At 64.5% G+C, this 515-nt stretch carries 1 protein-coding gene; it reads left to right on the top strand.

Annotated elements, in window-relative coordinates:
- Positions 1–179 precede the first annotated feature (179 nt).
- On the top strand, positions 180–515 hold a 336-nt coding region (locus tag EN818_RS30735), incomplete at its 3' end, for an ABC transporter permease subunit (protein WP_145972141.1).

The raw sequence follows: 515 nt of genomic DNA, 5'->3' as shown, positions 1-515 counted from the left end.
AGAAGTGGTTCGGCGTCGATCCGGAGGCCGGGACCAGCACGGTGACGCCCGGACCGATCCCGCAATAAGCCGGCTAATCAAACGCCCTTGGAGGAGCGCCGGCGACCGGCGCTCCTCATCTCCAACCCCTTAGGCTGCGCGAACGCCGCAAGGTCTGACGCTGCCTTGACGGTGAAGCGATGGAACTGATCGATACCTTCTTCAACTGGGGCATCCTGGTCCGATCGTTTCCGATCCTCATCCGCGGGCTCGGCAACACCATCCTGCTCGGCTGCGCCGCGATCGTCTTCGGCACCATTGCCGGGCTGGCGATCTGCCTGGTGCGGCTCTATGCGCCGAAGCCGGTGAGACGGCTGGCGACGCTCTATATCGACATGTTCCGCGCGCTGCCGATCCTGGTGGTGCTGATCCTGATCTACTACGCCCTGCCCTTCATCGGCATCCGGCTGTCGTCCTTCGTGTCGGCGGCACTTGCGCTGTCGCTGGTGCTTGCCGCCTTCACCGCGGAAGTCTGC

The organism is Mesorhizobium sp. M3A.F.Ca.ET.175.01.1.1, assembly GCF_004791945.1.
Taxonomy (GTDB): domain Bacteria; phylum Pseudomonadota; class Alphaproteobacteria; order Rhizobiales; family Rhizobiaceae; genus Mesorhizobium.
The sequence above is the reverse complement of the archived record's forward strand: the minus strand, read 5'-3'. Positions and strand labels throughout refer to the sequence as shown.